Consider the following 25717-nt stretch of genomic DNA (forward strand, 5'->3'; position numbering starts at 1 on the left):
GTCCGCGGGGACCTGCCCGCCGGGACGCCCTCATCCTCCAGCTCAGCAGCGGCGGCGGGCAGGTCCCCGCGGACCGGGCCCGCTACGCGCTGCCGTACCCGGTGGCCGACCGGGCCAGCGCGCTCAAGCTGGCGATCGAGATCGAGGAGCGGACGGCCGGGTTCTGGCGGGCGGCGCTGCCGCACACCACCGGCGCCGACCGGAACCGGGCGCTCGCCGCGCTGACCGACTGCGCGCTGCGGGCCACCCGGTGGCGGCGGACCGCCGGGGTGACCCCGCTCACCGTGCCCTTCCCCGGCCGACCCGCCTGAGCGACGGCGACACCTTGCGGGCACCCGCGTGTCGAGGGGGCCGATGAGGGGTGCCGCCGCGGCCCGGGAGACGGCAGACTGAGCGGGTGTCCGTCCTGGGAACCCTCACCCGCCGCCTCGGTCACCACAAGTGGTTCGGCGCCACCATGCGCCTGCTCGTCCCCGCCGACCGGCTGGTCGGCCGGCTCACCCGGGGCCGGGTGGTCGCGCTCGGGCTCGTGCCGTCCCTGGTCATCACCACCACCGGTCGCCGCTCCGGCAAGCCCCGCAGCAACCCCCTCCTGTACGTGCCGGACGGCGACGCGTACGTGGTGATCGGGTCGAACTGGGGGCAGCAGCACCAGCCCGGCTGGGCGATGAACCTGCTGGCCCAGCCGGCCGCCGAGGTGGACGTGAAGGGCCGCCGGATCCCGGTACGCGCCGAGGTGGCCACCGGCGCCGAACGAAAGCGGCTCTGGCAGTTGCTGGTCACCGAATGGCCCGCGTACCGGACGTACGTCGAGCGGGCCGGCAACCGGGACATCCGCATCTTCCGGCTGGTCCCGGTCGGCGAGCCGCCCACCGGGGACGACCGGTCCTGACCCGGGCGCGGCACGCCGGTGCCGGGCGGGGTCGTGGCTAGGGTGGAGCGCGGAGGTGGGCCGTGGACGGGAGCAGCCGCGAGCTGGAGACCGACCCGCACCTGGACGATCCACGATGGCGGGTCGCCGAACGGGTTGCCGCGGCGGCGCTCCGGCGGTTCCCGGCCGACATCCTCGCCGTCGCGGTGCACGGCCCGCTGGCCCACGGTGACGACGACGGCGGCGGGGACGCCGAGGTCGGGCTGCTGCTGGCCACCTACCGGGCGGGCGTCGGCCCGGTGCCGGCCACCCGGCGGGTGGACGGCGTACTGGTCGACCTCACCGTCGCCGGGGCGGACGACTACCTGCGGCAGACCCGTACGCTCACCCCGCTCTGGCCGTTGGCCGCCGACCGGTACGTCACCACGCGTGCCCTGCACGACCCGACCGGCTGGCTGCGGACGCTGCGCGACGAGCACCTGGCCCGGCTGGCCCGGGCCCGGCCCGCGGAGTTCAGCACCGCCGCCCGGCAGGCGTGGTACCGGGGCAGCGCGGCGCACTCCCGGGCCGCCCGCCTCGCCGAGTGGTACGAGACCGACCAGGCGCTGCTGATGCTCGGCGAGGCGCGATTGGCGGCGGCCACGGTGAACGGGCTGCTCACCCGCACCTACTTCCGCGATCCCGGGGACGCGGTCCGGCGGACCGGGCTGGCCGGCGCGGACATGACCGAGGTCGGCACGGTCCTCGCCCGCCAGGCCGAGGAACTGGCCGCCCGCGGCCGCCCCGTCGACGGCACGGTCGACGACCTGCTAGACGGCTGACCTCGGCCAGGGAGGCCCCTGTTGCACGGAAAGAGTGGCCATCCGACGCGGAATGGCCACTCTTTCCGGGAAAGTGCGCGCGAGACGCGGCGGCGGGGCGGCGTCAGCCGATGCCGCCCTGGATGCCGATCATGGCGCCGACCAGGTACGTCGCGCCGGCCGCCGCGGCGCCCAGCACCAGCTGCCGCAGCCCGCTCGACCACCAGGACCGGTAGGTGAACCGGGCGACGATCGCCCCGGCCACGAAGAGCCCCACCCCGCCGACGCCGAGCGCCAGCCAGAGGCTGGTGAAGCCGATCAGGTAGCTCAGCAGCGGGACCAGGGCACCCAGCGAGAAGCACAGGAACGACGAGATCGCCGCCGCCCACGGGCTGGGCTGCTCGTCCGGGTCGACGCCCAGCTCCTCGCGGACGTGCATTCGCAGGGCCTCCTCCGGGTTGCCCCGGACCGCCTCGGCGACCTGGATCGCCAGGTCTCGCGGCAGGCCCCGGGCGACCCACGCCTCGGCCAGCTCCCGGGCCTCCGCCTCGGGGTGCCGCTCCAGCTCACGGCGCTCCTTGGCCACCTCGGCGGCCACCTGCTCGTTGGACGACCGGACGCTGGTGTACTCCCCCAGGCCCATCGAGATGGCGCCGGCGACCAGGCCGGCCATGCCGGTCAGCACGACGCTCTTCGGTGACACGCCGCCACCGCCGACGCCCGCGATCAGGGCGATGTTGGTGACCAGTCCGTCCATCGCGCCGAACACGGCCGGCCGCAGCCAGCCGCCGGACACGTCGGCGTGGTGCGCCTCGCGCAGCGCAGCAGGGGTCTCGGTCACGGCAGCGTCAGGATCTCGTAGCCGTCGTCGGTCACGACGATCGTGTGCTCGAACTGGGCCGTCCACTTGCGGTCCTTGGTGACCACCGTCCAGCCGTCGTCCCACATGTCGTACTGGTAGGTGCCGAGGGTGATCATCGGCTCGATGGTGAACGTCATCCCCGGCTCCATCACCTCCGTCGGGCGGGGGCTGTCGTAGTGCGGCACGTAGAGGCCGCTGTGGAAGGACTCGCCGATGCCGTGGCCGGTGAAGTCGCGGACCACGCCGTAGCCGAACCGCTTGGCGTACGACTCGATGACCCGGCCGATCACGTTGATCTGCCGGCCCGGGGCGACCACCTTGATGCCCCGCATCATCGCCTCGTGGGTCCGCTCGACCAGCAGCCGGGCCTCCTCGCTCACCTCACCGACGCAGAAGGTGGCGTCGGTGTCCCCGTGCACCCCGTTGAGGTACGCGGTGACGTCGACGTTGATGATGTCGCCGTCCTGGAGCACGGTCGAGTCCGGGATGCCGTGGCAGATCACCTCGTTGAGGCTGGTGCAGCAGGACTTCGGGAAGCCCTTGTAGCCCAGGGTCGACGGGTAGGCCCCGTGGTCGCAGAGGAACTCGTGCACCACCTTGTCGATCTCGTCCGTGGTCACCCCCGGCTTGCAGTGCTCCCCGGCGAGCTGGGTGGCCTGGGCGGCGAGGCGGCCGGCGATCCGCATCTTCTCGATGGTCTCCGGCGTCTGCACGTGCGAGCCGCGCCACTCCTGTGGGCGCTTCTTGCCCACGTACTCCGGGCGGGGGATATCGGCAGGCACCGGTCGCCACGGGGAGAGCGTGCCTGGGGTCAGCGGCGCACGGACGGTCATGGTCACAGCCTATCGCCGAGGGCCCGGGTGACCCCTGCCACGGGCCGCTCGCGCTGGTTGTTGCCGCGCCCGGCCCGCTGTGCCATTGTGGCTCCGTGGATCAAGGGGGCGCACCTCCCGTCTTCTCCGCCACCGCGGAGGTCGACGGTGATCAGGTCCGCGTGGTGGTGACCGGCGAGGTCGACATGGCCACCGCCGACACGATGCTCCAGACCGCCCTCCGCGAGCCCGCCGCGCACGTGACGCTCGACCTCCGCGGGGTCACCTTCTTCGACTCGGCGGCCATCCACGCGCTGGTCCGGCTCGCCCAGCGCTTCCCCGACACGCTGACCGTGCTGCCGTCCCGGCAGGTCCACCGGGTGCTGGAGATCTCCGGACTCGGCGAGCAGGGCTGGCTCCGCCCGGCCTGACCCCGCCCGCCGGCCCGGTCAGTCCTGCAACTCCCGGCGCAGCGTCACCTCGGTGCCCTCCGCGGTACGGTTCACCGTCAGATCGCCGAGCGCCTTGATCAGCTTCAGTCCGCGGCCCCGGAAGCCCGAGCCGGTCGACTCCCGCCACTGCCCGCTGTCGCGAACCGTGGCCGTCACGGTGCGGTCCTCGATGGTCACCTCGACGCCGATCGTCGACTCGGCGGGCGACACCGGGTGCTCGATCGCGTTCGCGGCCGCCTCGGAGATCGCCACGGTCAGGTCGAACAGGTCGTTCTCGCCGACCCGGTGGGCGACCAGGAAGTCCTCCAGCCGCTTGCGGAGCACGCTGAGCCGGGTCGGGTCGGCCGGCAACCGCAGCGCGAACCGGTTCAGCTCGGTCGCCTCCAGGGCCAGCACCGCGACGTCGTCGTGGCGGGTCCGCCCGGCCACCCGCTCGACCACCGCGTCGACCAGGTCGGCGACGTGCTCACCCCGGGTCCTCGCATCCGCCCGGAGCTGGCCGAGCGCGGCGTCGATGCCGAGCTGGCGGTCCTCGATCAGACCGTCGGTGTACAGCAGCAACCGACCGCCGGGGGCCAGCTCGCCCTCGACGGTCCGGTACGACGCGTGCGGAATGGCGCCGACGGGCGGCCCGAGGGCTCGATCGTGCAGGAACGCCACGTCGTCTCCTCGGATCAGCAGTGGCGAGGGATGACCCGCGCTGGCGTACCGGAGCCGGCCCGTGCGCGGGGAGAACCAGATACAGACGACGGTGGCGAAGGAACCGCCCTCGGTGGAGCCGACCAGCCGGTTCAGCCGGGTCAGCGCCTGGCCGGGGTCGAAGCCCTCCAGGACGTACGCCCGCAGCGCGTTGCGCAGCTGACCCATCGCGGCGGCGGCCCGGACGCCCTTGCCGACCACGTCGCCGATCACCAGCACCAGCTCGTTGTCGACGGCGCCGATCACGTCGTACCAGTCGCCGCCGACCTCCACGTCGGCGCTGCCGGGCAGGTAGCGGCTGGCCACCACGGCGCCGGGCAGCTGCGGGAGGGCCCGCGGCAGCAGGCTGTGCTGGAGGGTGGTGGCGATCCGGTGCTCGGCCTCGTAGAGCTGGGCGTTCTCCAGCCGTACGCCCACCAGGCGGGCCAGCTCGGTCAGCGCGGCCTGTTCGGTGCCGTCGCCGTCCCGGCGCCAGACCCGCAGCTGGCCGAGCTGTTCGCCGTTGGTACCGGTGAGGGGCAGCACCACCGACGGCTCGGCGGGTGCCTCACCACCGGCGTCAACCTCGTACCGGGCCCCGGTGGCGGCGACCGCCACCCGGGCGGCCTCGGCCAGGCTGAGCGCGTGCCAAGCGGCGACCTGCACCACCTCGGCGGTGGACCGGGCGGTGTTGATCGCCACCGCCGCGTCGGCCAGCGCCCGGAGCCGGCGGATGATCTGGCCGCGCAGCTGGCCCAGCTCGACGTTGGCCCGGACCCGGGCGATGAGTTCCTGGCTGGAGAAGGGCTTGGTGAGGTAGTCGTCGGCGCCGACGGAGAGCCCGGCGACCGCCTCGGCCGAGCCGGCCCGGGCGGTCAGCAGCACGATCGGCACATGCCGGGTACGCGGGTTCCCGCGCAGCGCGGTGACCAGGCCGAAGCCGTCCAGCCGGGGCATCATCACGTCGGTCAGCACCAGGTCGAACGGGGTGTCCACGGCCAGCCGGAGCGCCTCCACGCCGTCCGGCACGGCGACCACCTCGTAGGAGGGGGCGAGCAGGCGGGTGACGTGCTCGCGCAGGTCGGCGTTGTCGTCGGCGACCAGGATCCGCCCGGCTCCCCCGACCGCCCCGGCCGGTTCGGGCAGGCCGGTCGGCGTCTCGACCTCGTCGGTCCAGAGGGCGGTCTCGGCGACGTAGAGCGAGGCCTGCTCCGGCTCGCTCAGCGGCACCGGCGCGAGGGTGGCGACCCGGTCGGCGGGCAGGTGGGCGTACCCGAAGGGCACGGTGACCGTGAACGTGCTGCCCTCGTCGACCCGGCTGTGCGCCGCCACGGTCCCGCCGTGCATCTCGACCAGCTCGCGGACCAGCGCGAGCCCGATCCCGGTGCCCTCGTGGCTGCGCGAACGGACGCCGGGCACCCGGTGGAACCGCTCGAAGATGTGCGGCAACTCCTCCGGGACGATGCCCACACCGGTGTCGCTGACCTCGAGCTGGGCGGCGCCGTCGACGGCCCGGATCCGGACCTGGATCTCGCCGTGGAAGGTGAATTTCACCGCGTTCGACACCAGGTTGAGGACGATCTTCTCCCACAGGTCCCGGTCGACGTGGACCGGCGCGGGCAGCGGCGGGCAGTCCACCACCAGGCGCAGGCCGGCCCGCTCGGTCGCCGAGCGGAAGGTGCTGGCCAGCCGGGAGGTGTAGTCGGCCAGGTCGGTGGGCTGGTAGCGGGCGGCCAGCCGGCCGGACTCCAGGCGGGAGAAGTCGAGGACGGTGTTGACCAGCTTGAGCAGGCGCAGCGCGTTGCGGTGCATCACGGTCAGCCGCTCGGTGTACGCCGAGGGCAGCTCCGGATCGGCGAGCAGATCCTCCAGCGGACCGAGCACGAGGGTCAGCGGGGTGCGGAACTCGTGGCTCACGTTGGCGAAGAAGTTGGTCTTGGCGCGGTCCAGCGCGGCGAGCTCGGCGGCCCGGGCGCGCTCCTGCTCGTACGCCCGCTGCTTGCTCGCCGCCCGGGAGATCTGGGCCGCGACCAGGTCGACGAAGTCCCGGTACTCGGCGGTGAGCGGGATTCGGCGGGCCAGCCCGACCACCAGCACGCCCACCGGTTCGTTGGTCGCGGTGATCGGCAGCACCAGAGCCTGGTCGGCCGCCTCCGGGGGCACCGTGCCGAGCAACTCCTCGACCGGCAGCGTGGCGACACCGGCTCCGCCCGCCAACCGGGCCAGCTCCTTTGGAAGCCGGCCCGCGACCCGGCCGGGGTCGACCCCGCTGCAGCCGGCCAATCCGGGGCTGCCGTCGGAGTCGTGCAGCCAGATCAGGCTGAACGGCACGTCGGCCCGGTGCCCGTCGAGCACCCGGGCCGTGACCCGGCCCAGCTCCAGGGTGCTCTGCACGTCGGCGAGCCGGCCGCCGAGCTCGGCCAGCGCGCGCAGCCGCCGCTCCCCGAGCACCCGGCCGGTGGTCTCGTTGACGAAGCAGAAGACGCCGTGGACCGTCCCGTCCGCGTCCCGGATCGGGTCGTACGAGACGTCGAAGTAGACGTCCTCCAGGAAGCCGTGCCGGTCGATCACGAAGGGGTGGTTCTCGCCCCGGTACGGCTCGCCGGTGCGGCGTACCCCGTCCAGCAGCGGCCCGAGGACGTCCCAGGTCTCCACCCAGTGCTCGCGGGCCGGCTGCCCGATCGCGGCCGGGTGCTTGTCCCCGATCGTCGGCCGGTAGGCGTCGTTGTAGAAGGCGCGGTGGTCCTCGCCCCAGAACATCGCGATCTGGGCGCGGGAGGAGAGCATCATGCTCACCGCGTAACCGAGAGCCGGCGGCCAGGTCTCCGGCCGGCCGAGCGGGCTGGCGGACCAGTCGAAGGCGCGCAGCCGCTCCCCCATCACGCCACCGGCGGCGAACGCCGCGGCCAGCATCGGTGGAAGCTCCGCCTCGCCGGTCCCCGAGGACGAGCCCCGCCCGCCCTCGCCCCCCTGGGCCGAGCTCATGCAGCCTCCCGCTCCGGCCATTCGTCGACTGCCGACGAAGATCCGCCGGTCGTCCCCGCCTACTACCCAGACGGACGAGCAACGTAACGCACACCTGCCGGCGGTCGCTGGTTACCTGGGCCTCATCCTGACGCAACCACCGGCGCCGGCGACTCCACCCGCCCGGCGCCGGCGCGGAACGCCGTGCAACCCACACGTTTCTCATCGTGACGGGACCGCCGGCCGCAACAGGGAGTGTCGTCGGCCACGGCCGGGGCGTCAGGCGCCACCAGCGGCCGCGGCCCGGACCAGGGCCGCCACCGGGCGGGGATCGGCGTCGTTCTCCGGATGCCACTGCACGCCCAGCACGAAGCGCCGCGCCGGGTCCTCCACCGCCTCCACCACCCCGTCGTCGGCCCACCCGGTGACGGTCAGGCCGCCCGGGTCGGCCACCGCCTGATGGTGGTACGAGTTGACCCGATCCACCCCGGCCATCACCGCGCCGGCCCGGCTACCCGCGGCGAAGCGCACCGGGTGCGCCCCGTACACGCCCGGCGCCGGCCGGTGCCCGTCGTGGCCGACCACGTCCGGCAGGTGCTGGTGCAGCGTGCCGCCGTAGGCGACCGCGAGCAGCTGCATGCCCCGGCACACCCCGAGCACCGGTAGGTCGGTCGCGAGCGCGGCGGTGAGCAGGGTCAGCTCCCCGGCATCCCGATCGGGGCGGCTCTCGGTACGCGGATCGGCCGGCTGGCCGTACCGACCCGGGTCGAGGTCGGCGCCGCCGGCCAGCAGCAGCCCGTCGAGCACCCCCAGCACGTCCGCGTCGAGGTCGTCCGGGGGCAGCACCACCGCCCGCCCGCCGGCGGCGGTCACCGCCCGGACGTACGCCTGGGGCACCAGCGTCGCCGGTACGTCCCGCCACACCGCCCAGCCGGCCGGCTCGACGTACGCGGTGATCCCGATCAGCGGCCGGCTCACAGGGCCGGCACCGTTCGCGACTGCGGGGCTCGCAAACCCGGCTCACTCCTCGCGCTCACAGGGGGGTCACGTACGCGCCGGTGATCCCGCCGTCCACCACGAACTGGGCGGCCGTCATGAACGACGCGTCGTCGCTGGCCAGGAAGGCCACCGCGGCGGCGATCTCCTCCGGCTGGCCGAACCGGCCCATCGGCACGTGCACCAGCCGGCGGGCGGCCCGCTCCGGGTCCTTGGCGAAGAGCTCCAGCAGCAGCGGGGTGGCGATCGGGCCCGGGCAGAGCGCGTTGACCCGGATGCCCTCCCGGGCGAACTGCACGCCCAGCTCCCGGGTCATCGCCAGCACCCCGCCCTTGCTCGCGGTGTACGCGATCTGCGAGGTGGCCGCCCCCATCAGCGCCACGAACGACGCGGTGTTGATGATCGAGCCCTTGCCCTGCCGGCGCATGTGCGGGATGACGTACTTGCAGCAGAGGTAGACGCTGGTGGTGTTGACCCGCAGCACCCGTTCCCAGGCGTCCAGCCCGGTCTCCAGGATCGAGTCGTCGTCCGGCGGCGAGATGCCGGCGTTGTTGAACGCCACGTCCACCCGCCCGTGCCGCTCCACGACCCCGTCGAAGAGGTCCCGCACGGCCGTCTCGTCGGCCACGTCGCAGGCGACGAAGTCCCCGCCCACCTCGTCGGCGGCCCGCTTGCCCGCCTCCGGGTCGATGTCGACGCAGACCACCCGGGCCCCCTCGGCGGCGAACCGTCGCCCCGTCGCCAGCCCGATCCCGCTGCCCGCCCCGGTCACCACGGCGATCCGGTCCTGAAGCCGACCCTGCACTCTGCTCACTCCTCTGTAGCGATGAAGACGTTCTTGACGTCGGTGAAGGCGTGCAACGCGTCCGGGCCGAGCTCACGGCCCAGGCCGGAGCGCTTCATCCCGCCGAACGGGGTCCAGTAGCGCACCGAGGAGTGCGAGTTGACGCTGAGGTTGCCGGACTCCACCGCCCGCGCCACCCGGACCGCCCGGCCGACGTCCCGGGTCCAGATAGAGCCGGAGAGGCCGTACTCGGTGTCGTTGGCCAGCCGGATCGCGTCCGCCTCGTCGTCGAACGGGAGCACCGAGACCACCGGACCGAAGATCTCCTCCCGCCAGTGCCGGTCGTCCGGCGAGTCGGCGAGCAGCACCGTCGGGGCGTACCAGAAGCCGGGGCCGTCGGGGCAGGAGCCGGTGAAGGCCACCTTCGCGCCGTCGACGTACCCGCCGACCCGGTCCCGGTGGCCGGCGGAGATCAGCGGGCCCATCTCGGCGGTGTCCCGGGCCGGATCCTCCACCCGGAAGCCGCGCACCGCCGGTTCGAGCAGTTCGAGGAAGCGGTCGTACACAGGTCGCTGGACCAGGATCCGGGACCGGGCACAGCAGTCCTGGCCGGCGTTGTCGAAGACCGCGTACGGCGCGGTGGCCGCCGCCTTCTCCAGGTCGGCGTCGGCGAAGACCAGGTTGGCCGACTTGCCGCCCAGCTCCAGGGTCACCCGCTTCACCTGCTCGGCGCAGCCGGCCATGATCCGGGTGCCGACCTCGGTGGAGCCGGTGAAGCAGACCTTGCGGACGGCCGGGTGGGTGACGAACCGCTCCCCCACCACGCTGCCCTTGCCGGGCAGCACGGTGAAGACGTCCGCCGGCAGGCCGGCCTCCCGGCCGAGTTCGGCCAGGCGCAGCGCGGTCAGCGGGGTGAGCTCGGCCGGCTTGAGCACGACGGTGTTGCCGGCGGCGAGCGCGGGGGCGAATCCCCAGCCGGCGATCGGCATCGGGAAGTTCCACGGCACGATCACGCCGACCACGCCGAGCGGCTCGTGGAAGGTGACATCCAGCCCGCCCGGCACGGGGATCTGCCGCCCGGTCAGCCGCTCGGGGGCGCCCGCGTAGTAGTCGAGGACGTCCCGGACGTTGCCCGCCTCCCAGCGCGCGTTGCCGATGGTGTGGCCGGCGTTGCGCACCTCGAGTTGCGCCAACTCCTCCAGATGCGCGTCCACCACGGCCGCGAACCGCCGCAACACCCGCGCCCGATCCCCGGGCGCCACGTTCCGCCACGTCTCGTGCGCCCGCGCCGCCCGCTCGATCGCCGCATCGGTCTCCGCGAGCGACGTCGCCGCCACGCTGGCCACGACCTCCCCGGTCGCCGGGTTGACCACCTCACTCACGCGCCCGTCCCCCTCTCCGCGATCTTGCAGTTCTGGTGCCGGCGTTCCATGCCTATCCGGGCATCTGGCCTCCCGCAAGTGCAAGATTGCGGCGACAGGGTGAGGTCAGAGGCGTTCGAAGCCACGGGTCAGTTCCCAGTCCGTCACGGCGGCGTCGAAGGCGGCGAGTTCGACCCTCGCCTGGTTGGCGTAGTGGGCGACGACCTCGTCGCCGAAGGCGTCCTTCGCCACCGTGGAGGACTCCCAGAGGGTCAGGGCGTCGCGCAGGGTGCCGGGAACGCGCTCGGCGGCCACGTCGGCGTACGCGTTGCCGGTGCACTCGTCGCCCAGCTCCAGCTCCCGTTCGATGCCGTGCACCGCCCCCGCCACCAGGGCCGCGATCGCCAGGTACGGGTTGACGTCCGCCCCGGGCACCCGGTTCTCCACCCGCATGCCCTGCCCGTGCCCGACGAGCCGCAGCGCGCAGGTGCGGTTGTCGGTGCCCCAGCGCAGCGCGGTCGGGGCGAACGAGCCGGGCTGGTACCGCTTGTAGGAGTTGATGTTCGGGGCGAAGAAGAGGCTCATCTCCCGCATGGTGTCGAGCAGCCCGGCGAGGACCCGCTGCCCGGTCACGCTCAGGTGCGCCGGCCCGTCTCCGAGCATCGCCGACCGGCCGTCCCGGTCCCGCAGCGAGAAATGGATGTGGCAGGAGTTGCCCTCCCGCGCGTTCGGCTTGGCCATGAAGGTGATCGCCATGCCCTCCTGGGCGGCGATCTCCTTGGCCCCGTTCTTGTAGATCGCGTGGTGGTCGGCGCAGGCGATCGCCTCGTCGTACCGGAAGGCGATCTCGTGCTGGCCCAGGTTGCACTCGCCCTTGGCGCTCTCCGGCGTCAGCCCCGCACCGGCCATCTCGGTGCGGATCCGGCGCAGCAGCGGCTCCACCCGGGCGGTGCCGAGCAGTGAGTAGTCCACGTTGTACTGGTTGGCCGGGGTGAGCTCGCGGTAGCCGCGCCGCCAGGCGTCCTCGTACGAGTTGCAGAAGAGGACGAACTCCAGTTCGGTGCCGGCGTACGCGGTCAGCCCGTGGGCGGCCAGCCGGTCGAGCTGCCGACGCAGGATCTGCCGGGGCGAGGCGACCACCGGGCCGGAGCCGTCCAGCCACTCCAGGTCGGCCAGGAGCATCGCGGTGCCCGGCTGCCAGGGCACCCGGCGCAGGGTGGCGAGGTCCGGTTTCATGGCGAAGTCGCCGTAGCCGCGTTCCCAGCTCGACATCGCGTACCCGTCGACGGTGTTCATGTCGACGTCCACCGCGAGCAGGTAGTTGCACCCCTCGCTGCCGTGCGCGACCACCTGGTCGAGGAAGTAGGGGGCGTGGAACCGCTTGCCCTGCAACCGGCCCTGCATGTCGACCAGGGCCAGCACCACCGTGTCGATCTCGCGCTCGGCGACGGCGACCCGGAGTTGTTCCAGCGTGAGCGGGGCTTTCCTCATCGGCGCGCCTCCATAAGAAAGGTCTACTACCGAACCATTGCATCGGTCAATGGTCGGCCCGGCTCACGCGAGCAGTCCGCGCAGCAGCTCCGCCGTGCCGTCGCAGTGCTCCTCCATCACCAACCGAGCGCCATTCGGGTCTCCCGCCAGGATCGCATCGATGATCCGAGTGTGCTGGGCGTCGGAGTGGTCGAGGTTGCGGGCGATCACCGGGATCGCGGCGAGGAGTCGGTCGAGGGTCAGCTGCACGTCGGCGATCGCCGCGGCCAACGACGGGGAGCCGCTGGCCGCCGCGACCGCCAGGTGCAGGCGGGAGTCGGCGACGCGACGGGTCACCGGATCACGGTCGCGGGAGGCGGCCAGTGCGCCGACGAGATGCTGCCGCTCGGTCGCGGACAGGCTGCGGTTGGCGGCCAGGGCGGCCGCGCCCGACTCCAGTACCCGCCGGAAATCCAGCGCGTCGGGCAACCTGTCGCCCATCTCGCGGGCCAACTCTCCCGCGTCGGGACTCCCGCCGCCGGCACCGCGAGCAGGCAGCGCCGAGAGGACGAACGTCCCGCCGGACCGCCCTCGGCGGGACTCCAGATACCCGGCGTCCCGTAAGGCCGCTATCGCCTCCCGTAGCGTCACCCGGCTGACCTGAAGTCGTTCGGCCAACTCGCGCTCGGCGGGCAGCCGCTCGCCGACCCGGACCATGCCCAGCTTGATCGCCTGGACGAGCCGGGCAACGGTGATCTCGAAGGCGTTGCCGCCGCGCACCGGACGCCACACCGGAAATGCCGGTACGGCTGTCGCGTTCGCGTCCGGTATCGATGCCGCCTCGCCGCTCGCCGCCCGAGCGGCGGCGACACCCGACTCGGCGGTCCCGGCATTGATCGGCATCGGCCGTCCTTTCTCCACCGTCCGGTCCGGGTGGCGGGTGCCCACCGGAGCACCCGCCACGCCGGCAACCTAGTCGGCGGTCGGCTCGGTGACGGGCTCGGCGCCCGCCGCCGGCCTGGGGATCACCGGATCCGGCACGTTGTGGCGGGGGCCGGTGAACCAGTGCCGCGCGCTCAGCATCCACCACAGCCAGGCCCCGCCGAGCACGACGCCGACCGCGACGATCGTGTAGTTGAAGGTGCTGGCGGTGACGGGGCTGCTGGTGGGCAGCACGAACAAAACGCAGATGATCACAACCCAGGCGATCGCGATCCACCCGACCGGCGCGCTCCACCGACCCAGGTTCCACACGCCGACCTGGAAGTCCGGCGTCCGCCGGCGCAGGAAGACCGGTGCCACGTACGCGATGTAGAGGCCGATCACCGCGATGGAGGTGGCCGCCAGGTAGGCGGTGGTGTTCCAGAGCGACGGCAGGACCAGCAGCGAGGAGCACACCACGCAGAGCCAGATGGAGTTCGTCGGCGTACCCGTGCGCGGGTTGACGCGCTTCCAGATTCGGGAGCCCGGCAGCGCGCCGTCCCGGCTGAACGCGTAGGCCATCCGAGAGTTCGCCGTGACCGAGGCCATGCCGCAGAAGAACTGGGCGACCACGCAGATGAAGAGCAGGAAGGTACCGAGGTCGTGGCCCACCGCGTCGATGAAGATCTGCGCCGGGGGCAGAGCCAGGTCGGTGGTCCGCTCCGCGTCGTAGTCCTGGATGGACCAGGTGATGGCGAACAGCAGCACGAATCCGGCGATGACCGACACCACCACCGACATCACGATGCCGCGCGGCGCGGACCGTGCGGCGTCGTGGGTCTCCTCCGCCACGTGTGCGCTGGCGTCGTAGCCGGTGTAGGTGTACTGCGCCATCAGCAGGCCGATGAGGACCGCGTACACCGCCGCGCTGCCGAAGGTGAATCCGGTCTCGTTGCGCACCTCGACGAAGACCTCGGAGATCGGCTTGTGCTGTTCCGGCACGATCGCCAGCACGGCCACGATGACCGCCACGCCGACCAGGTGCCACCAGGCGCTGATGTCCGACAGCACCCGCACCAGGTTGACGCCGAAGGTGTTGAGCAGACCGTGGGCGATGATGATCAGCAGGAAGATCAGGAAGGTCCGCCCTGCCGTCACCTCCATGTCGAAGGCGAGGCCGAGGAAGGCGGACGTCGTGATCGCCGCGCCGAAGTCGATCGCCGCGGTGACCGCCACCTCGCCGAGGAAGTTGAACCAGCCGACGAACCAGGCCCAGGCGGGCTTGTTCCGCTTGGCCAGCGCGGCGGCCCACCAGTAGAGGGCCCCGGCGGTGGGATAGACCGAGCAGATCTCGGCCATGGCCAGCGCCACGAAGATCACCATGACGCCGACGAAGAGCCAGCCCAGGGTGATCGCCAGCGGGCCGCCCGCCGTCATGGCGATGCCGTACGACGTGATGGCGCCGGCGAGGATGGAGATGATGGAGAACGAGACTGCGAAGTTGGAGAAGCCGGACAGCTTTCGACGCAGCTCCTGCTTGTATCCGAGCTGCGCGAGCCGTTCCTCGTCGGTGATGGGGGAATTCGGGGGTACGCCGTCCTGGATCGTTGAGCTCATCGGTGTCTCCCTTGGACCGCGGAGGGTGGAGACTGTGACCCGGGCCACTGTCTGACGGGATAATCGCGCCCACGCTCAACGAGGTCAATGGAGATCGACCGAAAATTCGATCAGGACCAGACCTTTAACCGATGTCCGCCGCGCTAAATGCGTTGCCGCACCCGTCGCCCCACCGCATCCTTGAGCCAGCGACCAGGCCCGATCGCGACGGGCCACCGCCGGGCGCTCGGCAACGCCCGGTCCGCGACGGCGCGGGGCGGCCAACCTCTCTCTCACTCGTACGGCGATCCGCCGTACCCTCCGGACGCCCCGCGCCGACGCCCCAGGCCAACGGCGCGACGCCGTCGGACGTGGCATCTTTTGCCGTCACGACCCTCTGCCGGCGGCGACGCAGGCCATCAGGAAGTCGGTCGCCGGCACGGCGAAGACCAGGCAGACGGCCGCCATCCGGGGGATCGACGGCCGCCGCGCGGCGACCGCGTAGACCGCGACCAGGAGCGGCGCCGCGATCGTCTGCGTCGTCCAGGACTCCCGCCGCACCAGCAGGTCCAGGTGACAGCAGGCCAGCCACGCCGCGGTGGCCCCGACCCAGAGGGCAAGCCCGACGCGGTGACAGAACCGCGGCGTCCAGCGCACCGCCGCCGTCGTGTCACCGGCCGCCTCGTCCGCGTCGACGTCCAGCACCGTCGTGGGCAGGTAGAGCGCGGCCGCCAGCAGCAGGCCCAGCACGGCCAGGACGACCGGGTAGTCAGCGATCGGCCGGTGCAGCGACCAGCCCGCCACCGGCGCGAGCACGCCCACCACGACGGCGTTGACCACGACGTCGGCCCCGGCGCGGGCCTTCAGCCGAATCGGTGGGGCGCTGTAGAGCCGGCCGAGCAGCAGCACGGCGGCGGTGCCCGCGCCGAAGACCGGCCCGATGGCCAGCGCGAGGACCATCGCCCCCACCGTGCACCCGGCGTGCCACCGGACCAGGTCGGTCTTGGTCAACACGCCGGTGACCAGCGGAGCCGTCGCCTTGCGCGGGTTGCGCCGGTCGCTGGGCAGGTCGTGCAGGTCGTTGACGGCGAGGACCGCACCCCAGACCAGCGGCCCGAGCACGACCAGCGCGGCGAGCGAGCGGGGAACCGCCTCGGCGGGCGGCAGCCAGCTCCGCGTCGCCAGAACGGCACCGAGATAGCCGGCGCCCCAGCCGAGCGGCCAGAACCAGGGTCGCGTCATCCGGACGAACGCCCAGGCCCGGGCCCGCTGCCGGGTGGTTGACCGAGTCAGGAGGACCATGACCCGACGCTAGGAATCCGGCGGACACCGGGCCTCCCACCTGCGGGTCGGTCGCCTCCCGCTCGGGAGGGAACCCGACGTGGTGGTCAGGGATGGTGTCGACGGAGGTGCCGCCGCGCCGGACGATGGCCGGGATCAGGTCAGCAGCAGGCCGGCGACCCAGAGGGCGGCGATCACCAGGCCGGCGAGGAACTCGACCAGCATGGACAGACCGGCCGCCTTGAGGGCCTGCACGGTGGCCGGCCAGGCGAGCTGGTTGCTGCCCAGCCGCAGCCGTTCGGCGCCCCACACCCCGCCGACGAAGCCGAGCAGCAGGCCGACCACCGGGATGACGAAGAACCCGACCAGCCCGAGCAGACCCCCGGCGAGCAGGGACGAGGTCGGCACCCCGGTACGTTTCAGGTTCCGCCCGGGCCAGAGGTACTTGACGACGGTGGCGCCGGCGGCGACCACGGTAGCGGCGGCGAGCACCGCCCAGCGGGCCGGGCCGGCACCGCCGAAGATCGCCCAGACCAGCACCCCGCCCCAGCAGAGCGGCAGCGCGGGCAGCCCGGGGACCACCACCCCGGCCAGCCCGGCCAGGATGGCCAGCGCGGCGACCACGGAGACCGCCGCCTGCGTGTCGGTCAGATCCATGCCGGCAACTCCCGATCGGTGCAGGCCCGACGCGTCGTCGGTCCGGTCATGCGACCGTCATGCCCCACGAGCGGCCCCCTCATGCCGCCGCCTCCCCTTTCGCGAGCCGGCCTCGGATTTGATCGGCCGGTACCGGCGGGCCGAACCAGCGCCCCTGCCCGGTGTCGCAGCGCAGCGCCCGGAGCCGTTCCGCCTGCACCCCGGTCTCCACCGCCTCGGCGGTCACCCAGAGCTCCAGCGCGTGCGCCAGCCGGACCAGCGCGTCGACGATCCGCTCGTCCCGGTGATCGGCGGCCGCGTCGACCCCGTCGGCCCGGATCCCCTCGACGAACGGTCCGGCCAGCTTGACGCAGTGGATCGGCAACCGGCGCAGGTACGCCAGGTTCGAGTACCCGGTGCCGAAGTCGTCGATGGCCAGCCGTACGCCGAGGTCGGCGAGCTGGTGCAGCGCCCGCAGCGGCTCCCCGGCGGTCCCCATGACGGCGCTCTCGGTCAGCTCCAGCTGGAGCAGGTCGGCGGGAAGGCCGGTGGTGCGCAGGCCCTCCGCCACCGTCTCGACGATCGCCGGGTCGTCGGCCTGCCGGGCGGCCAGGTTGACGCTGACCACCAGTCGGGTGTCCGGGCACGCCCGCCGCCAGCTCTCCGCGTCCCGGCACGCCTGCCGGAGCACCCACGCGCCGAGCCGGACGATCAACCCGGTTTCCTCGGCCAGGCCGATGAACCGGTCCGGCCCGATCAGCCCCAGCTCCGGGTGCTGCCAGCGGACCAGCGCCTCCACCGCCACCATCGCACCGTCCAGCAGCGACACGATGGGCTGGTAGTGCAGCACGAACTCGCCCCGGTCCAGCGCCGCGGGCAGCCCGGCGGCCAGGGCGGAACGGGCGATGTCGGCGGCGCTGCGCTCCGGGTCGTACACCGCCCACCGGCCGCGCCCCTCGGCCTTGGCCCAGTAGAGCGTCGTATCCGCGGCCTTCATCAGCTCCGACGCGCTGGTCTCCGCGGCCGGGCACTCCACGATGCCGATGCTGGCCGACACGGCGAGCTGCTGATCGCCGACGTGCACCGGGGCGGAGACGGCGGCCAGCGCCAGCTCGGCCACCTCCACCGCGTCGTCGATGCCGTCGCCGGAGTCGACCAGGATGACGAACTCGTCGCCGCCCATCCGGGCGACCAGGTGGCCGCGCCCGGCGACGCAGTCGGCGAGCCGCCGGCCGATCACGATCAGCAGCCGGTCACCGAGGTCGTGGCCGAGGCTGTCGTTGATCGCCTTGAAGCCGTCCAGGTCGAGGAAGCAGATCCCGACCCGCTGCTCCGGGCGGGCCGTCTCGAAGACGTGCCCCAGCGTCTCGAAGAAGAGCGTCCGGTTGGGCAGCCCGGTGAGCGGGTCGTGCAGCGCCTGGAAACGCAGCCGCTGCTGGAGTTCGTACCGCTCGGTGATGTCCTCGATCATCGCCACGGTGAACCGCGGCCGGCCGTCGTCGTACCGGATCAGCGAGACGGCCAGGTCGGTCCAGACGATGCTGCCGTCCTTGCGGTAGTAGCGCTTCTCCACCCGGGCGCGGTCGTGCTTGCCCTCGATCAGCTCCTGGTAGAGCTCCCACATGCCGGCCGCGTCGTCGGGGTGGAAGAGCGACGCCACGTTGATCTCGCGCAGCTCCTCCATGGTGTAGCCGAGCATGTCGGCGAAGGACTGGTTGACGTCGAGGATGGTCCCGTCGATGCCGGCGATCCCGATGCCGATCGCCGCGCCGATGAAGACCGCGCGGAACCGCGCCTCGCTGTCCCGCAACGCCTGCTCGACGGCGTCCCGGGCCTGCCAGGCCGAGCGCGCGATCCGCTCCTGCTGGCTGAACGTGCGGCCGCGCAGGGCCCGGGCGAAGCCGGCGGAGAGCGCGCCCTGCAACGCCGCCACCCGCTCCCGGGCGACCGGTGACGCCGCCCGGGCCGGCAGCACCTCGGGCAGAAAACGCTCGCCGAGCGCGCGTACCGACCAGTCCAGCACGCCGGGCTCGGTGAGGTGGGCCTCCACCAGCGCCCGCCCGACGTCCTCCCCCGGCTCGGCGGAGAACGTCCCGGCGAGCAGGCCCTGGGCCAGCCGTACGGTGTGCACGAGCAGCAGCCGCTCGGTCTCGGCCGCGCTCAACGGCACGAACCCGAGTCGGCGTACCACGCGGGCCCACTCGGCGGCGTACGCCTGGGCGCCGGACCGGCTGAAGTCGTCCCCGCTGGGCTCCGGGACGGCGGGCATGTCGGCTCAGCCAGCAGGCTCGTCGTACCGGGCGACGCCGCCGAAGGCCCCGAACCGCTCCGGGTGCTCGTCCACGTCGGAGGGCGAGTCGGGCCGCCAGAGCGGCATGTGCACCACGCCCGGTTCGAGGATGGTCCAGTCGCCGAAGAAGCTGCTGATCTCGGCGCGCGAGCGGAGCGTGATCTCGGTGGCGGTACGCGCCGAGAGCTTCTGCGCGTCGAGCATCTCCTGCGGCTGGTCCTCGAAGGTGGAGTGCGAGATGACCAGGTAGCTGCCCGGGGCGGCGGCGGCCCGCAGGGTGGCCAGGATGTCGCCCGGACGGTCGGCGTCCGGGATGAAGTGGACCACCCCGGCGAGCAGGATGCCGAGCGGCCGGTCGAAGTCGATCAGCCCGCTGGCCCGCGCCTGGTCCAGGATCAGCTTCGGCTCGCGCAGGTCGGCGTGGATGGCCGTGGCGCGGTCGTTGCCGGCGAGCAGCTCCCGGCTGTGCGCCACGGCGACCGGGTCGATGTCCACGTAGACGACCCGCGCCTCGGGGTTCGCCGCCTGGGCGACCTCGTGCACGTTGCCGACGGTCGGGATGCCCGAACCGATGTCGAGGAACTGGTCGATGCCGGCGTCCAGCAGCGCGCGCACGGCCCGGCGCAGGAACTCCCGGCCGGAGCGCATGGTGGCGGCCAGGTTCGGGGTCATGGCGGCGATCTGCTCGGCGAGCTGCCGGTCGATCTCGAAGTTGTGCGCCCCGCCGAGGAAGTAGTCGTAGACCCGGGCCGCGCTCGGCCGGCTCAGGTCGATCTCGGCGGGAAGTCCGTCCGGCGTCTGCATCGCTCGGTCCCCCAGGTCGTCGCCGCGGTGCGGGAGGGTGTGGGTCGCGTGCGGGCACGCGCAGGCGACACCGGCCGACCCGCGGATCGTGTGGTGCTGACTACTCTAGGCGCGTGCGGGCGGGTTCGGCAGATCCACTTTCGACGGAGCCGGCCGGTGGCCCGCCGTCGCCGGTCGACGGCAGGCCGACACCGGTCAGGCCGCCGACTCCAGCAGCAGCGACATGCCCTGGCCCACCCCGACGCACATGGTCGCCAGCGCCCGCCGGCCGCCCCGCCGGCGCAGCTCCAGCGCGGCGGTGAGCGCCAGCCGCGCTCCGCTGGCGCCCAGCGGGTGGCCGAGGGCGATCGCCCCGCCGTTCGGGTTGACGTGCTCGGCGTCCTCCGGCAGCCCCAGCTCGCGCAGCACGGCCACGGACTGAGCGGCGAACGCCTCGTTCAGCTCGATCACGTCGAGGTCGGCCAGGCCCAGGCCGTACCGGTCGAGCAGCTTGCGGGTGGCCGGCACCGGGCCCATGCCCATGATCCGCGGCGGTACGCCGGCCGCCGCCGCGCCGCCGATCCGCGCGAGGGGGGTGAGGTTGTACCGGGACACCGCGGCCTCGGAGGCGACCAGCAGCGCCACCGCGCCGTCGTTGACGCCGGAGGAGTTGCCCGCGGTCACCGTCCCGCCCTCGCGGAACGGGGTGGGCAGCGCGGCCAGCTTCTCCAGCGAGGTCTCCCGCGGGTGCTCGTCGACCTCGACCAGCTTCGTCTCGCGCCGCCCGGCGGGCACGGTCACCGGCACGATCTCCTCGGCGAACCGGCCGTCGGCCTGCGCCTTGGCGGCCCGCTGCTGGGAGCGGAGCGCGAACTCGTCCTGGGCGACCCGGTCGATGCCGTACTCGGCGGCGACGTTCTCCGCCGTCTCGGGCATCGAGTCGATGCCCCAGCCCTTCTTCATCAGCGGGTTGACCAGTCGCCACCCGATCGTGGTGTCGTACACCTCGGCGGTGCGGGAGAACGGCGTGGTCGCCTTCGGCATCACGAACGGGGCGCGGCTCATGCTCTCCACCCCGCCGGCGACCACCAGGTCGGCCTCGCCCGCGACGATGGAACGCGCGGCGGAGGCGAGGGCGTCCAGGCCGGAGCCGCAGAGCCGGTTGACCGTGCTGCCCGGCACCTCCTCCGGGAGCCCGCCGAGCAGCGCCGCCATCCGGGCCACGTTGCGGTTGTCCTCGCCGGCCTGGTTGGCGCAGCCGAGGATCACGTCGTCCGTCCGGGCCCAGTCCACCGAGGGGTGCCGGGCGACCAGTTCGCGGATCACGTGCGCGGCGAGGTCGTCGGGGCGTACCCCGGCGAGGGCGCCGGCGTACCGGCCGATCGGGGTGCGGATTCCGGCCACGAGGTATGCCACGGTCATCGGCGCTGTCCTTCGGGGGTGGGAAGGGGCTGGCGGGGTGGCGTCCGCCGGGTCGCGGGGACGCCCGGCAGCCAGAATATCCAGGCCGGAAACGGATAGGTTGACGGCATGGCCCGGGCCCAGTTCAGTGCAGAGAGCACCGGCAGCGGTGCGTTCGTCCGCCAGCCCAACCGGTTCACCGGTCGGGTCACCCCGCACTCCACGTCCCCGGAAGGCGGCGGCCCGGACGATCAGGACCGCTGGCCGCTGGAGGCGGGCCGGTACCGGTTGATCTGGTGCCGGGCCTGCCCGTGGGCGCACCGGGCCCGGATCGTCCGCAGCCTGCTCGGCCTGGAGGACGTGATCTCGCTCGGCACGGTCGACCCGATCCGGGACGAGCGGGGCTGGCGGTTCGCCCTCGACCCGGACGGCTTCGACCCGGTGCTCGGCATCGGCTTCCTCTCCGAGGCGTACCTGGCGACCGACCCGGACTACACCGGCCGGGTGACCGTGCCGGCGCTGGTGGACACCCGCACCGGGCGGGTGGTCACCAACGACTATCCGCAGCTCACGCTGGACTTCTCCACGGAGTGGCGGCGGTTCCACTCCCCCGGCGCGCCGGACCTGTACCCGGTCGAGCTGCGCCCGGAGATGGACGCGCTGATGGCCGAAATCCACCGGGACGTCAACAACGGCGTCTACCGGTGCGGCTTCGCCACCTCGCAGGAGGCGTACGACGAGGCGTACACGGCGCTCTTCGCCCGGCTGGACGCGCTGTCGGAACGGCTGTCGGGGCGACGCTACCTGATGGGCTCCTCGATCACCGAGGCGGACGTGCGGCTCTTCACCACGCTGGTCCGCTTCGACGTGGCGTACCACGGGCACTTCAAGTGCAACCGGCACAAGCTGACCGAGATGCCGGTTCTCTGGGCGTACGCCCGGGACCTGTTCCAGACCCCGGGCTTCGGCGAGACGGTCGACTTCGACCACATCAAGCGGCACTACTACGGCACCCACGAGGCGATCAACCCGACCCGGATCGTGCCGCTCGGTCCGGACACCTCGGGCTGGACGACGCCGCACGGGCGGGGCTGACCCTGCGGCGCACGGGCGCTCCCGGGTGCGTCGCACCCGAGTCGGCATATCCCCGGACAGCGAAAGGCCCCTCTTTCGCCGGCGCCGGACCGCCGGCGTCAGGGCTTGACGGCGAGGACGGGTCGGTCGGCGTCGAGCAGGATGCGCTGCGCCGCACTGCCCATGATCAGCTTGCCGACCGGTGAGCGGCGGCGCAGACCGATCACGATCACCGAGGCGTCGACCGTCTCGGCGACCCGCACGACCTCGTCGGCGAGCTCGCCGGCGTGCGGATCCTGGCGGACCTCGACGTCGACCCCGGCGGCTGTCGCACGCTGGACCAGCGCCTCCACCGTGGCGTCGCTCGCGACGGCCGCGCTGACCGGGGCACCCTCGCGCGGAGTGTTGAGGACCACCAGCGGTTCCTGTCGGCGGCCGGCCTCCTCGACGGCCGCCGTGAAGGCCGCGTTCCCTTCCGGCGTGGGGACGTAGGCGACGAGAACGGTCACACGAGCTCCTTGGTGGTGTCGTGGGATGCGGTATCGGGGTCGGGCACCGCCCGCCGGTGCCGAAGGGCTGCCCGGATCGGCGGGAGCAGGGCCACGAGCAGGAACACGACGAGCAGGGTCCCGGAGATCGGCCGGGTGAAGAAGCCGGTCGCGTCACCGTCGAAGATCAGCAGTGACCGGCGCAGCGAATCCTCCAGCAGCGAGCCCAGCACGAAGGCCAGCACCAGCGGGCCCGGGTCGAAGCCGGACTTCTTCATCAGGTACCCGAGGGCACCGAAGACGATCACCAGCACGATGTCGAAGACGTCGTTGTTCACCGTGTAGACGCCGACCAGCGTGATCAGCACCGTGATGGGCGCGAGGATCGTGGCGCGTACCCGCAGGATCTTCACGAACAGGCCGACGAGCGGGATGCTCATGATCAGCAACAGGATGTTGCCGATGTACATCGAGTTGACCACGCCCCAGAACAGCTCCGGTTCCTGGCTGACCAACTGCGGGCCGGGGCTGACGCCCTGGATCAGCAGCGCGCCGAAGATGACCGCCATCGTCGCGTTGGCCGGGATACCGAGCGTCAGCAGCGGGATGAACGACGACGTCGCGGCTGCGTTGTTCGCCGTCTCCGGCGCGGCGACGCCCTCGATGGCGCCCTTGCCGAACCGCTCGGGGTTCTTGGACCGCCGCTTCTCAAGCGCGTACGCGGCCAGCGAGGAGAGCGTGGCACCGCCGCCCGGCAGGATGCCCAGGACGAAGCCGAGGACGGATCCGCGGCCGATGGCGCCCGACGCCTCCCGGAGGTCCCTGCGGGACGGCCACACGTTGGCCACCGCCGTGGGCGCCTGGACCGCCCGGTGGCGCTCCTCGAGGTTGTAGAGGATCTCGCCGAGGCCGAACAGGCCCATGGCGATCGGGACGAAGTCCAGGCCGTCGGCGAGCGACAGGTTGTCGAAGGTGAACCGCTCCGCACCGGTGAAACTGTCCCGGCCGACCGTGGCCAGCAGCAGGCCGACGCAGGCGGCGATCAGCGCCTTCAACCGTCCACCGCTGCTCACCGTGGAGACCAGCAGGATGCCGAGCAGGGCGAGGGCCGTGTACTCGGGCGGGCCGAAGTCCAGCGCGAACCCCGCCACCAGGGGCGCGACCAGCGTGAGCGCGATGATCGAGACGGTGCCGCCGATGAACGAGCCGACGGCGGCGATGCCGAGGGCGCTGCCGGCCCGCCCCTGGCGGGCCATCGCATGGCCGTCGAAGACGGTCACCACCGAGGACGCCTCGCCGGGGAGCTTGAGGAGGACCGAGGTGATGGTGCCCCCGTACTGGGCTCCGTAGAAGATGCCGGCCAGCATGATGATCGCGGTCACCGGCTCGATGCCGAAGGTGACCGGAAGCAGGATCGCGATGGTCGCCGCGGGGCCGAGGCCGGGCAGGACGCCGATCAGCATGCCGATGACGACACCGATCAGGCAGTAGAGCAGGTTCGTCGGTTCGAGTACGACGCCGAAACCGTCGAGGACAGGGGCGAAGTCCACGGACCCTCCTAGAAGAGGTGCGGAATGGGGACGGAGAGGGCCGCCACGAAGATGAGGTAGAACGCCACCACCACGGCGAGGCTCGTGACGATCGACGTACGCCAGCCCTCCCGGCCGAGGAACCGCAACCAGACGAAGGTGAGCAGGGTCGCGGGGATCTCGAACCCGATGATCTGGATGACCGCGACGAACACCACCATGGTGGCCAGGCCGGCGAGGACCAGCCAGCTCGCCCCGGAGAAGCGCTCGGCGTCCGTCGTCCGCCTGGCCGCGGCGAGCAGGCCGAGGCCCAGCGCGACCAGCGCGGCGCTGACCAGCAACGGCCAGGTGCCGGACTCGGGGCTGCGGACGGTCCCGAGTCCGAGGCGGGTGGAGCCGACGAGCGCGGCGATACCGAGTGCGACGACAGCGGCGGCGGTGAGGACGTTGCTCAGCGGTCCGGCCGCGGGCGGCCGGCCCTCGTGCTCGGCCTCCTCCACCCGGTGGATCGCCTCCTCGAGGCTGAGTTCCTCGAGGGGAGTCGCCGGGCCGTCGGGCCCGCTGGACAGAACAGTCCCCGAGGGGGGCCCGGCGACCGGCTGGCCGCCGGGGCTCCCCTGGGTCGGCGCCCCACCGTGGGCAGCGGTCACTTCGCCCCGCCGAGGTTGATGCTGTACTTCTGGATCACGCCGCGGTACTTGTCCAGGTTTCCGGTCCACTGCTTGCGCAGCTCCTCGCCGTCGACCTCGTTCGGGGTGAGCTGGTTGTCCTCGTTGAACTTCTGGTACGCGTCGGCCTGGAAGGCCTTCTGGAACGAGGCGCGGAGGGCGTCGATGACCTCCTTCGGCGTGCCCTTCGGGGCGAAGATCGCCCGCGACTGCTGCACCGGCACGTCGTGGCCCGCCTCGACGGCGGTCGGGGTGTCGGGCAGGTACGACGGCCGCTTCTCGGCGAAGGTCACGATCGGGGTCAGCTTGCCGGCCTTGATCTGCTCGATGGCCTCACCGAGCTGGATCGAGCCGACGTCCACCTGGCCGCCGAGCACCGCGGTCAGCGTGGGCGACCCGCCGTCGAACGGGACGGCCTTGGCGTCGATGTCGGCCTGCGCGAACAGCAGCTCCTGGGAGAGCTGGCTGCCCGTGCCGACACCGGTGGTGCCGAAGGTGATCTGCCGCCCGGCCTTGGCCAGGTCGTCGACGGTCTTGAAGCCGGACTTGGGCGCCGTCACGAGTACGTAGTCGTCCTGGCTGATGCCGGTGACGATCTCGTAGTTGGCGATGTCGGGCGCCTGTCCCGGCGCGACGGCCAGCGGCGTGATGTAGGCCAGGCTGCCGTTGTAGACCATCAGGGTGTGCCCGTCGGCCTTCTCGCCGGCCAGCTCCTTGGCGGCCAGGGCGCCGTTCGCGCCGGGCTTGTTCTCCACGGTGACGGGGACACCGAGGTCGCCGGAGACCTGCTCGGCCAGCGCGCGGGCGATGAGGTCGGTGCTGCCGCCCGGGTCCTGGCCGACGAGGATCGTGATCGGGGACTTGCCCGGGAACTTCGCCTCGTCGCTGGATCCGGCGCCGACGTTTCCGCCACAGGCGGCGAGCGAGAGGGCCAGGGCGAACCCGGCACCCGCCGTCGCCCACCGGCGCACGCGGTTGATGCTCATGTCGTTCTCCTCTT

At 72.6% G+C, this 25717-nt stretch carries 23 protein-coding genes; 5 read left to right on the plus strand and 18 right to left on the minus strand.

Translation table 11 applies throughout. From position 1 onward, the window contains the following. The 3 genes from DKL51_RS11470 to DKL51_RS11480 all read left to right on the plus strand — a co-directional run. On the plus strand, positions 1-311 hold a 311-nt coding region (locus tag DKL51_RS11470; RefSeq protein ID WP_124812028.1), incomplete at its 5' end, for a ferritin-like domain-containing protein. Between the two features lie 86 nt (positions 312-397). Next, positions 398-892 (plus strand): nitroreductase/quinone reductase family protein, encoded by a 495-nt coding sequence (locus DKL51_RS11475; protein ID WP_109942686.1) that lies wholly within the window; start codon positions 398-400, stop codon positions 890-892. A 62-nt stretch (positions 893-954) separates the two neighbouring features. Beyond that, a complete protein-coding gene (locus DKL51_RS11480; protein WP_260428464.1) occupies positions 955-1692 on the plus strand; it encodes a nucleotidyltransferase domain-containing protein in 738 nt (245 codons plus the stop codon). A 103-nt stretch (positions 1693-1795) separates the two neighbouring features. On the opposite strand, the gene DKL51_RS11485 is transcribed toward DKL51_RS11480, so the two are convergent. Both DKL51_RS11485 and map read right to left on the minus strand, forming a co-directional pair. Further along, positions 1796-2512 (minus strand): VIT1/CCC1 transporter family protein, encoded by a 717-nt coding sequence (locus DKL51_RS11485; RefSeq protein WP_109942687.1) that lies wholly within the window; start codon positions 2510-2512, stop codon positions 1796-1798. After that, positions 2509-3366, minus strand: a complete 858-nt coding sequence (gene map / locus DKL51_RS11490) for a type I methionyl aminopeptidase (protein WP_109942688.1) — start codon at positions 3364-3366, stop codon at positions 2509-2511. The genes DKL51_RS11485 and map overlap by 4 nt, the downstream gene beginning before the upstream one ends. Positions 3367-3461: 95 nt before the next feature. Here map and DKL51_RS11495 point away from each other — a divergent pair, with 95 nt between their 5' ends. Then, on the plus strand, positions 3462-3776 hold the full coding sequence (locus DKL51_RS11495) for an STAS domain-containing protein (protein WP_165823017.1): 315 nt from the start codon (positions 3462-3464) through the stop codon (positions 3774-3776). An 18-nt stretch (positions 3777-3794) separates the two neighbouring features. On the opposite strand, the gene DKL51_RS11500 is transcribed toward DKL51_RS11495, so the two are convergent. From DKL51_RS11500 to pcaF, 12 genes are all read right to left on the minus strand, one after another. Further along, positions 3795-7460, minus strand: coding sequence for a SpoIIE family protein phosphatase (locus tag DKL51_RS11500; protein WP_124812029.1), 3666 nt, complete (start codon positions 7458-7460; stop codon positions 3795-3797). 258 nt (positions 7461-7718) lie between these two features. Next, complete coding sequence (locus DKL51_RS11505; protein WP_109944715.1) at positions 7719-8417, minus strand: gamma-glutamyl-gamma-aminobutyrate hydrolase family protein; 699 nt, start codon at positions 8415-8417, stop codon at positions 7719-7721. Between the two features lie 55 nt (positions 8418-8472). Continuing rightward, positions 8473-9240: a 3-oxoacyl-ACP reductase gene (locus tag DKL51_RS11510; protein ID WP_109944716.1), complete on the minus strand. Its 768-nt coding sequence runs from the start codon at positions 9238-9240 to the stop codon at positions 8473-8475. A 5-nt stretch (positions 9241-9245) separates the two neighbouring features. Beyond that, positions 9246-10601: an aldehyde dehydrogenase family protein gene (locus DKL51_RS11515; protein ID WP_109944717.1), complete on the minus strand. Its 1356-nt coding sequence runs from the start codon at positions 10599-10601 to the stop codon at positions 9246-9248. A gap of 105 nt (positions 10602-10706) precedes the next feature. After that, positions 10707-12071 (minus strand): glutamine synthetase family protein, encoded by a 1365-nt coding sequence (locus DKL51_RS11520; RefSeq protein WP_124812030.1) that lies wholly within the window; start codon positions 12069-12071, stop codon positions 10707-10709. Positions 12072-12134: 63 nt separating this feature from the next. Beyond that, positions 12135-12953 (minus strand): FadR/GntR family transcriptional regulator, encoded by an 819-nt coding sequence (locus DKL51_RS11525; protein ID WP_124812031.1) that lies wholly within the window; start codon positions 12951-12953, stop codon positions 12135-12137. Positions 12954-13022: 69 nt separating this feature from the next. Continuing rightward, positions 13023-14588: an amino acid permease gene (locus DKL51_RS11530; RefSeq protein WP_124812032.1), complete on the minus strand. Its 1566-nt coding sequence runs from the start codon at positions 14586-14588 to the stop codon at positions 13023-13025. A 366-nt stretch (positions 14589-14954) separates the two neighbouring features. Then, positions 14955-15869: a UbiA family prenyltransferase gene (locus tag DKL51_RS11535; protein WP_124812033.1), complete on the minus strand. Its 915-nt coding sequence runs from the start codon at positions 15867-15869 to the stop codon at positions 14955-14957. Positions 15870-16004: 135 nt separating this feature from the next. Next, entirely contained in the window at positions 16005-16505 is a 501-nt protein-coding gene (locus DKL51_RS11540; protein WP_109944722.1) for a DUF456 domain-containing protein, read from the minus strand. A 79-nt stretch (positions 16506-16584) separates the two neighbouring features. Further along, entirely contained in the window at positions 16585-18753 is a 2169-nt protein-coding gene (locus DKL51_RS11545) for a putative bifunctional diguanylate cyclase/phosphodiesterase (RefSeq protein WP_124812034.1), read from the minus strand. A 6-nt stretch (positions 18754-18759) separates the two neighbouring features. Beyond that, the gene (locus DKL51_RS11550; protein ID WP_109944723.1) at positions 18760-19578 is read right to left on the minus strand and encodes an SAM-dependent methyltransferase; all 819 of its coding nucleotides are present in this window, start codon (positions 19576-19578) and stop codon (positions 18760-18762) included. Between the two features lie 195 nt (positions 19579-19773). Beyond that, a complete protein-coding gene (gene pcaF / locus DKL51_RS11555) occupies positions 19774-20979 on the minus strand; it encodes a 3-oxoadipyl-CoA thiolase (protein WP_109944724.1) in 1206 nt (401 codons plus the stop codon). Between the two features lie 108 nt (positions 20980-21087). Between pcaF and DKL51_RS11560 the strand changes: the two genes are divergently transcribed. Beyond that, complete coding sequence (locus DKL51_RS11560) at positions 21088-22053, plus strand: glutathione S-transferase family protein (protein ID WP_124812035.1); 966 nt, start codon at positions 21088-21090, stop codon at positions 22051-22053. 98 nt (positions 22054-22151) lie between these two features. On the opposite strand, the gene DKL51_RS11565 is transcribed toward DKL51_RS11560, so the two are convergent. Genes DKL51_RS11565 through DKL51_RS11580 form a run of 4 tightly spaced genes read right to left on the minus strand, consistent with a single transcriptional unit; the run spans position 22152 to position 25703 of the window. After that, positions 22152-22541 carry a universal stress protein gene (locus DKL51_RS11565; RefSeq protein ID WP_109965207.1) on the minus strand — a complete coding sequence of 130 codons (390 nt, stop codon included), beginning with the start codon at positions 22539-22541 and terminating at the stop codon, positions 22152-22154. Next, entirely contained in the window at positions 22538-24070 is a 1533-nt protein-coding gene (locus DKL51_RS11570) for a tripartite tricarboxylate transporter permease (RefSeq protein ID WP_109965206.1), read from the minus strand. The genes DKL51_RS11565 and DKL51_RS11570 overlap by 4 nt, the downstream gene beginning before the upstream one ends. Positions 24071-24078: 8 nt before the next feature. Further along, complete coding sequence (locus DKL51_RS11575; protein WP_109965205.1) at positions 24079-24699, minus strand: tripartite tricarboxylate transporter TctB family protein; 621 nt, start codon at positions 24697-24699, stop codon at positions 24079-24081. Beyond that, complete coding sequence (locus DKL51_RS11580; protein WP_109944729.1) at positions 24696-25703, minus strand: Bug family tripartite tricarboxylate transporter substrate binding protein; 1008 nt, start codon at positions 25701-25703, stop codon at positions 24696-24698. Before DKL51_RS11580 ends, DKL51_RS11575 begins: the two co-directional genes overlap by 4 nt. Between the last annotated feature and the right edge of the window lie 14 nt (positions 25704-25717).

It is taken from the genome of Micromonospora globispora (assembly GCF_003857015.1).
GTDB lineage: Bacteria > Actinomycetota > Actinomycetes > Mycobacteriales > Micromonosporaceae > Micromonospora > Micromonospora globispora.